Consider the following 8,331-nt stretch of genomic DNA (forward strand, 5'->3'; position numbering starts at 1 on the left):
GGGCACATGCTCAGCCAGACCCGCGCCGCGCCAGCGTCCGCGCCGCCACAGCGCGGCCACCAGCAGCCCCGCAATACCCGCGATCGAGGTCACGTGCATGCCGCTGATCGACACCAGATGCGTGATGCCGCTGCGGTTGAACAGACGCCAGTCCTCGCGCGCCACGCCGGCCTGATCGCCGATGGCCAGGGCGATCATCACCGGCGCGTAGCGGTGCTCTCCCAAGGCCGCGCGCAATCCATCCCGCACCCGATGGCGCGCCCGCTCTATCGCGATGCCCGGCGTCGCCCAGGGCCGGTCCGCCAGCAGCCTGGGCTGCCCGCGCACCGTACCCACCGCGCGTATCCCCTGCGCGAACATGCGCCCTTCCGCATCGGGCCCGGCAGGATTGAGCAGACCGTGAGGACGCCGCAGCACCAGCGCCATGCGCCAGACCTGCCCCGGCTTGAGTTCGGGAAGCGCGGCTTGCGGGCCGGGAGGCGCCTGCCAGCTGACCTGAATGCGCGACGGAATCCCTGCCGGCGCCGGCTCGTCCAATTCGGCCAGAAAACGCTGGCTGCGCGCATCGCCGTCCGGCAACCCAGCGACGCGCAGCACCAGGCGCGACACCGCGTCCTGGTGGGCGTCCGACAGCGCATCGTCAAGCCTGGCTTGCGCTTGCAGGCTGGCGTTGAGCAGGCCCGCGCACAGGCCCAGCGCCAGGGCCGCGAGCAAACGCGCGGCGCCGTGCCGCAGCCGCATGCCAATGACGGACGCGAACAGACACGTTCCAGCCAACAACCATGTGGCCCCGGCTCCTGGAAGCCGGGGCCACAACTGGACCAGCCCCGCGCCCGCCACGAACGCCACGCAAAAGATCCGGCCTGTGATATACGCCTCCCGAAACGGGATAGCGTAGGGCAAGGCGCGGCAGCGCAGCGGACCGCGTGCATGCTTTCAGCCACCTCGGCTGAACGCAGATCCGAAGCGTCCGGCGCTGCTGCTAGCCCACTGACGCGTTGGCAAGCTGCGTCGCGAACACGCTGGGAGGCAGACCATCCGCGACCGGCTTGAGTGTTTTTTCCAGCATGGAAGACAATTGATCAAACTGCCAGGGGCTCGTGGCGCAGATCTGGCGGATCTCTTCGGGATTGCTGTACAGCCCCACATCGAAACCGCCGGCGGACAGCGTGCGTCCGGTAAGCCAGCCCGAGGCAAGATACAACACGATGGGCACAACGTTCTCCGGCATGAGCGCGGCAATTCCGGCATTGTCTACATCGCCCACCTTCTTGTCGCTGGACTTCGTGCTGCGCGGCGTGGGCTATCGACCCATTCCGCCTGACGGCTCGCCGGGTACTCCGGCCCGGCCGGCCCGCAGTTCATAGGACGACATTTCCTGTATTGTGTCGGTGCCCGGCAAGATGCTTCACTCATTAATGAGATAAGTCCATGGCCCACCCAGACACGATTCCAGCCGCCCCGTCCTCATTCCCGGCGACCGAGCTGACGAACGCTTTCGTCGCTTTTCTGTTTTCCGCGTCGGCCCCGGTGGCCATCATCCTGAGCGCGGGCGTGAAGGGGGGCCTCAGCCAGGCCACCCTGGCCTCGTGGATATTTGCCGCATTCGTGCTCAACGGCATCCTCACCATCGTGATGTCCGCCATCTACCGGCAGCCGCTCGCCTTTCTCTGGACCATACCTGGCGCGGTGCTCGTGGCCAGCGCGCTGCAGCACCTGCCCTTTGCCGAAGTCATCGGCGCCTATCTGCTGACCGCCGCGCTGATGCTGGTGCTGGGATTGACGGGCTGGGTCGGCGCCATCATGGACCGCATCCCCATGCCCATCGTCATGGGCATGGTCGCCGGCGTCTTCCTCAGCTTCGCGCTGGACTGGATCAAGTCGTTCGCGTCCGATCCCTGGCTCGCGGGCGTCATGACCGCCACCTTCTTCCTGGTCTCGGTCTTCCCTGCCGTGCAAAAGCGGCTCTCGCCCATCATCGGCGCGCTGATCGCCGGGATAGGCGTGCTGATGTTCATGGGACGAGCGCCACAGCTGGAGCACGTCACGCTGGCAACCTCGGTGGCCAGTCCGCAGTTTTACGCGCCGGTGTTCTCCTGGGCCGCGGCATTCGAGCTGGTGCTGCCGCTTGCGGTGACCGTAATCGCGGTGCAGAACGCGCAAGGAATTGCCGTGCTGAGGAATTCGCTGCACCGTCCGCCGGTCAATGCGATCACCAACGCCTGCGGCGTGTTCTCGGCGCTGACTGCATGCCTGGGCTGTGTGTCCACCTGCCTGGCGGGCCCTTCAAACGCCATCATCGCCTCCGGCGCTGACGCCTCGCGACACTGGCTGGCCGCGATCTTCCTGGGCGTGATGGTGATCGTGTTCGGCCTGTTTTCGCCGCTGGTCACGCAGGCACTGCTGGCCACGCCCGCGGCCTTCGTCGCCACGCTGGCGGGACTGGCGCTCTTGCGCATCCTGCAAGGCGCCTTCCATACCGCTTTCCGCCAGCACTTCACGCTGGGCGCCCTGGTCGCTTTCCTGGTGACACTCGGCGGCCTGCCCCTGCTTGGCATCGGCGCGCCGTTCTGGGGCGTGGTGTTCGGCGTGGCGACCAGCTTCATCCTGGAGCGCGCGGATTTTTCAAAGACCTGATGGCCAAAACCGTGCGGACGGCGCACAAGTGCTGACTCAAGAAGCCGGAGGCGGTTGTGCTGCTTTGCCAAAACAGCCAATCGCATTGCCTCCAAAGAGCGATTCAGGATTTATGAAATCTCTCGTCGCTCGCAAGATTTCCGACGGATACCGGGCCCATGCGCGCTCTTGAGAGAGCATGTGCCAATCGCTGCCATACATGAGCCTGGCATTCAGCACTGCATGAGTTTCGAAGATCCTCTTCAATTGATCGCGCGCGATGCAACTCTCCAACTTTCCACATCTCAGATTTTCCCAGTAACCCGTATCGCCATAGAGGTTCTTCCCCGCGCCAGCCTCCATCAGTGCGGCAAACCCGGCTGACCAACCGTCAAGATCGTCTCCCCCAAAGTGGCCGATGTTCACACGGGGCGAGTCCAGTTTCATCAGCGCTTGCATCCATCCCTGCGGGCTTGCGTACTCGTCATGCAGGTCATCCAACCCCATTGTTGATGCGCCGTGAGCCATCACCGGTACGTCCAGACGCTGGGCAATGTTCCACATCGCCGTCAGCTCACGCTCCAGGGCCGCGCCCGAGGGTATCCCCGGGCGCATCGGGTGAACGTCAGGGTTTACAAGCGGCCTGAATCCGTTCGGCGGATAAATCTTGATACCGACAAACCCCCGCCTTTCTATCGCGTCGGCCACCCGCATGCGCACCCGCTTGGGGTCCAGCACCGCACTCCAGGGGTTGTACGCGACCAAGGGACGCATGTATCCATTCGACAGCACTGAAAGCAACTGATGCAGCGCTATCTGGCTCTCTTGCGATGAAAGGGCTGCGGGAGCCAGCCAATAATCGAAGTCGACCAAGGAAGCAAACACGCGATCCACCCCGAAAGCCTGGTCACCGGTGGTGAACGACTGCTGGTACGCGAGCAGGTTCATCCATCGATAAGACAGCATGTATCCCACAAAACCCACAACACCTTCGCGATATGCTCCCCCTCCCTGGGCCGCGCCATCGCTCATGGGTTCTACCAGTCCTCCGGTCTCGGTGGCTTGAAAAACCATTGCCATCGTGTCCGGTCCCAGGCTTCCGCCCACCCCTCCCTGTGTAAAGCTCGCTGGCGCCGCATCGTTGTAGATCCTCTCAAATTCGGTTCCTCGTACCACCTCGAAGAAGAAGGCTGACTGTCTTTTCAAGAACTCTGCTCGCCGCTGGTGCAGGACAGTTTCGCTTGCCTCTGGCGGCAGGCCCATTACCGCATGGTTGCCGGCCATCCCGACAAGCTCTTTGATTTCTTCATCGGCGGTCGGCGCCAGGGATGCAATCCGGCCGGCAAGTGGGGCCAATGCCCTAATCAGCGTCCTGGATACTCCGGACCTGCTATGCGCAACCGGCCCCGCCAGGAATCCTTCCACCGGCACATCGCTGGCATTAAAGAAGTGCGCGTGGGTATCGACCACCCAAGCCGGAGCGCCCTCGGCCTTCCGCCCAGGACGCGGTGTCAGGATAGGGCTGAGGCCCTCGGGCGGAGTGCTGCCTTGAGCGTTTTCCGAAGCTCGGCGCGGCCATCGGCACCCCCCAATAAAGGGCAGCGCGGCGAGCGCGCTCAAGAGTTCGCGACGCCGGGGTTTCATACAGGGAGCCAGCTCGCGCGGCTTAGTTTGCGCGCATAGCGCGGCTCAGGCTGGTTCTCCGCGAAAAAAGAAAATGAAACGTGCGTCTCGTCGATATCGACGAGACCATAGTTCCTGTACGTCTCTCCTACCGTCACGGCGTACTTCACTGCCGCGCCCGATGAGGTCGCCTCATGCAAGGGCCAACCCGTGGTGAAAAAAGCATCCGACTCGTTACGGTGGATATCGCCGCTGAGCACCAGGATCTTGCTGGTGGCTGCCCGACCAAGCAGCCACTCCCAGTCACCGGCATACCCAACCTTGTAATCAGCACAGGTGGAGCCACTGGCGAAGAGGTGAATGGCATCAGGCGCGCGCTCCATAGCAGCGTCGAAGCCGGCTCTTTGTCGGGCGCCCAATATCGTGCGCGCGTCGTCTGGAATCAGCCAGGTTCCCGTACGCCAGCTACGCACATCGGCAAGATGCAACATCACGTCATTCGACAGCTTGATACTTGGCGATTCCAGAGGCGGCTGATTCTCCTTCCAAAGGGACGGAGCATTGTAGGCATTGGGAAATGAGCCCGCCGCCATGCCTTTTTTCAGAGTCTTACGAAACGCCTCATGCAGGGCAGTGCTGATACGCAGTTTCGGCGCCTGAGCGGGGCTTGCCCTGGCAACCGCTCCCAGGACATCATTCCATAGGCAGTCGTGATCGTCCCAAGTCGTCCAGACACGACCTGTTGGCAACGACTTCACAAGTCTTGAGAACTGCGCCTGCTGAAGCAGCTCGCTGTACCGAGAAAACGCATGCTTGGCAAAGTCATCCACGCCCATATCTTTTGGATGCCCTGCTTCCTCGACATGTATGTCCAGGTACATGCTGTCGCCGAGCAAGATCAGATGATCTGGCGCTTGCGCCCTGATCCAGTCCCAAACGGGTTGGTCATTGAATACATTGGTGGCGATGCAGGACGCAAATGCGATGCGCATAAGAGTTCCCTCAAGCGATTCTGTTTTTCATCAGGACAATTGCTTCTCCGACCAACTTTCCCTTATCGAACCGCTGGTTCTTTCCGAGTTTTCCGTCGGCGGTCAGCTGGTATCCGGTAACGAAGACGGACTGCCTGACGTTGCCGCCCACGGCCAATGCAACCTCGGAACCTACCGCCACGACAATGTCGGAATGGCTGGGAGCCTCCGGATTTTTCGTCGCTGCGAGATATTGGTCGAATGTGAAGGGCGTTCCCCGCCAACTGCCGATGATGTCGCCGACCTGCGGCTTGTCTTCCGTTATGGGTACGCCCCAGAACGGCGCGGACACATCCCGGCTCGCCCCCTTCTTGATGGCATCCCACATATACCTCGCGTGACCGATGGACTGCTTGAAGGCCTGGTACTCCGGGATGATCTTCGCCGCATTCCTTACCATGAGGGAAATGGCAACGGCAGACCAGGGGTAACCGGTATCTTTTCCGGTCAGGTCCTTTCCCAGCGCCTTCCACATTTCGTGGATGTAGCTGCTATAGGGTTCAACGGTCTCTTTACCCGTCCCCTTGTCGAATCGAAGCCACTGCTCCACCGCGGCCGCCACAAGCGCTTCACGCGCGCGTGTAGCTGGTGACCGCAGCGTTGGCTGTTTGGCCTGCTTGGCCCATTTGAACTTCGAGTCCGCCAGGGCGTCGACCGAATACCCCTTCAGCGCAACCCCGCCTGATTCCGTTTGAACGTGATGCCATCCAGCCGGCGCGTCCCCCAGATCGACAATTTCCTGGCCCAGCGTGAGGCTGCCGATCGGCGTGTTTTTCTCAGTACTGGGCGTGGACCGCAGGTTGACAAGCTCGACATTGACGAAACGTTTCATGAGATGCTCCCTGACCGCACCCAGGCATTGGTCGCTGCGCACGCCAAACCGAGACCACGATCTCTATCAACTCGATATGCAAGAAGGGGCACGCTGTCCAAGGTGCAGTGCAAGCCAAGGTACGTGAAAAAATCCTCGCCATCTCTCCGCCAATGGCATGAAACGCGACGGCGCGGATACCATCCGCACACGCGGAAGGCAGGAGATGCCCCCTCGGAGTTATTGCAATGGGAGCGCTGTGTGCGGGCTTGGCGCGAACCATGATAGAAGCCCCCTTGCGCCTGCGCATACTCAAATTTGAGTATGCGGACCGCAACTCCGTCTATTGCGACACCCATGCCATAAGCACATCACTCAGATAGAAATTTCTTATCGGTCGTTTGGCCAGGCGGCCATCTCCCGTACTGTGACCTGTCCGCGCCGGCCTTGCCGAAACCGCAAGGCGTCGCGTCCGTTTCACTCTCGGAGACCCGCATGAACGACCGGCTGCACCGTACCCAGGCTTCCCGCTCCGCCGCCATCAAGGCGAAGCTGGACTATCCCGTGATCGATACCGACGTACACGTCAACGACTACGCGCCCGTGCTGGAGGACTACATCCAGCACTACGGCGGATCCAAGCTGGTGGACGTGCTGCGCAAGACGCAGGGCTCGCGCTTCGCCACCAAGTCGCAGGGCAAGGATTGGTATCAGCAGACGCCAGCGGAACGGCAACACAACCGCACGCTGCGTTCGCCCTGGTGGGCGCGCGTCACGCGCAACACCCTGGACCTGGCCACGGTCACGCTGCCGGAGCTGCTGTATGAGCGCCTGGAGGAACAGGGCTCGGACTATTCCATCCTGTTTCCCAACGACGTGCTGGCGCCGCTGGGCGCGGGCGACGAGTACCGCCAGCCGCTGCACCGCGCGATCAACCATTTCCATGCGGACCAGTACCGCAAGTACAGCGACCGCCTGACGCCGGTGGCGGGCATTCCCTTGAACACGCCTCAGGAAGCGATCGAAGAACTCGAATTCGCGGTCAAGACGCTGGGGCTGAAAGTGGCGAACATTCCGGGCGGCGTGCGCCGGCCGATCAAGGCCATCGCCGACAAGTACCCGCCGGCGGAGTACCCGGAGATCGCGCGGCATGCGTCCTACGTCGACTTCTTTGGACTGGACAGCGAGTACGACTACGACCCGTTCTGGGCCAAGGCAGTGGAGCTGGGCGTGCCGCTGGCCACGCATTACGGCAGCCAGGGCTGGACCGGCCGCCATTCCATCAGCAACTACATGTTCAACCATATCGGCCATTTCGCCGACGGTTCCCAGGCCTTCGCCAAGGCGCTGTTTTTTGGCGGCGTGACGCGGCGCTTTCCAAATTTGCGCGTGGCCTTGCTGGAGGGCGGCGCGGATTGGGGCGCACACGTGTACGCGCACCTGGTGGACCGCTGGGAAAAGCGCAACCGCAAGGCCGTGCAGCAGTACAACCCGGCCAATGCGGACGTGGAGCTGCTGGCCGACCTGTTCGAGCGCTACGGCGCCGAACTGCTGAAGGGGCGCGAAGTCAACAAGGACACGCTGCTGCGCGACAGCCTGGGATTGTCGGCATTGCATCACAGCCGCGAACCCCAGGGCGATGAGCTCGATGACTTCGCCGCGGCCGGCGTCGAAAGCGTGGAGGACATCCGCAAGCGCTGGGTCGACAGCTTCTACTTCGGCTCGGAGGCCGACGACCGGACCATAGGCGCCGCCTTCAACGACCGCGCCAACCCGCTGAACACCAAGCTCAACGCGATCTGGTCGTCCGACGTCGGCCACTGGGACGTGCCCGACCTGACCGAACCTCTGGCCGAAAGCTGGGACCTGGTCGAGGACGGCGTGATCAGCGCGGCGGACTTCAAGGCGCTGGTGTTCGACAACCCCTACCGCTTCTACACCCAGGCGCATCCCGAATTCTTCAAGGGCACGCGCATCGAGCAGAAGCTGCAGACGGGCGCGGAGAAGCGCGCGGCCTGACCTTGCCGAGAACCCTGCAGTCCCGCCCGCCGGCGCATGCCGGCGGGCGCTTAGTCCTGCCCGCGGCCGGCGCTTGCCAGCTCGGGCCTGTCTTTCATCATCGATATACGGAACAACCATGCGCACCCTGCTCTCTCCCCGCAGCCTGATTTCACGCCTGATGCTGGGCGCTGCCTTGTGCGCCGTCAGCCTAGCCTCCCTGGCCGCGCCCGACGTGGTGCGAATCGGCGT

Annotated in this window: 7 protein-coding genes; 2 read left to right on the forward strand and 5 right to left on the reverse strand. The window is 62.7% G+C overall.

Features of this window, described 5'->3' with window-relative positions; translation table 11 throughout:
* Together VIR09_RS18430 and VIR09_RS18435 are read right to left on the reverse strand one after the other, a co-directional pair.
* The coding region (locus tag VIR09_RS18430) for a ComEC/Rec2 family competence protein (RefSeq protein WP_332014173.1) at nt 1-849 on the reverse strand (849 nt) is incomplete at its 3' end.
* 133 nt (nt 850-982) lie between these two features.
* Nucleotides 983-1,267 carry a hypothetical protein gene (locus VIR09_RS18435; protein ID WP_332014174.1) on the reverse strand — a complete coding sequence of 95 codons (285 nt, stop codon included), beginning with the start codon at nt 1,265-1,267 and terminating at the stop codon, nt 983-985.
* Nucleotides 1,268-1,431: 164 nt separating this feature from the next.
* On the opposite strand from VIR09_RS18435, the gene VIR09_RS18440 reads away from it, so the two are divergent.
* Nucleotides 1,432-2,637 (forward strand): benzoate/H(+) symporter BenE family transporter, encoded by a 1,206-nt coding sequence (locus VIR09_RS18440; RefSeq protein ID WP_013394538.1) that lies wholly within the window; start codon nt 1,432-1,434, stop codon nt 2,635-2,637.
* Nucleotides 2,638-2,673: 36 nt separating this feature from the next.
* On the opposite strand, the gene VIR09_RS18445 is transcribed toward VIR09_RS18440, so the two are convergent.
* The 3 genes from VIR09_RS18445 to VIR09_RS18455 all read right to left on the reverse strand — a co-directional run bounded on the left by VIR09_RS18445 (nt 2,674) and on the right by VIR09_RS18455 (nt 6,102).
* The gene (locus VIR09_RS18445) at nt 2,674-4,086 is read right to left on the reverse strand and encodes an amidohydrolase family protein (RefSeq protein WP_332014175.1); all 1,413 of its coding nucleotides are present in this window, start codon (nt 4,084-4,086) and stop codon (nt 2,674-2,676) included.
* Nucleotides 4,087-4,256: 170 nt separating this feature from the next.
* Nucleotides 4,257-5,231, reverse strand: a complete 975-nt coding sequence (locus tag VIR09_RS18450) for a hypothetical protein (RefSeq protein WP_332014176.1) — start codon at nt 5,229-5,231, stop codon at nt 4,257-4,259.
* A 10-nt stretch (nt 5,232-5,241) separates the two neighbouring features.
* Complete coding sequence (locus VIR09_RS18455) at nt 5,242-6,102, reverse strand: DUF2272 domain-containing protein (RefSeq protein WP_332014177.1); 861 nt, start codon at nt 6,100-6,102, stop codon at nt 5,242-5,244.
* 474 nt (nt 6,103-6,576) lie between these two features.
* Here VIR09_RS18455 and VIR09_RS18460 point away from each other — a divergent pair, with 474 nt between their 5' ends.
* A complete protein-coding gene (locus VIR09_RS18460; protein WP_332014178.1) occupies nt 6,577-8,100 on the forward strand; it encodes an amidohydrolase family protein in 1,524 nt (507 codons plus the stop codon).
* The last annotated feature ends 231 nt before the right edge of the window (nt 8,101-8,331 follow it).

It is taken from the genome of Achromobacter sp., from assembly GCF_036567245.1.
In the GTDB taxonomy this organism is placed as follows: Bacteria; Pseudomonadota; Gammaproteobacteria; order Burkholderiales; family Burkholderiaceae_B; genus Achromobacter.

Excerpts from the sequence above, each read along its gene's own strand:
- VIR09_RS18440 (WP_013394538.1), top strand. The coding sequence starts at position 1,432 with ATGGCCCACCCAGACACGATTCCAGCCGCCCCGTCCTCATTCCCGGCG.
- VIR09_RS18450 (WP_332014176.1), bottom strand. The coding sequence starts at position 5,231 with ATGCGCATCGCATTTGCGTCCTGCATCGCCACCAATGTATTCAATGAC.
- VIR09_RS18455 (WP_332014177.1), bottom strand. The coding sequence starts at position 6,102 with ATGAAACGTTTCGTCAATGTCGAGCTTGTCAACCTGCGGTCCACGCCC.
- VIR09_RS18460 (WP_332014178.1), top strand. The coding sequence starts at position 6,577 with ATGAACGACCGGCTGCACCGTACCCAGGCTTCCCGCTCCGCCGCCATC.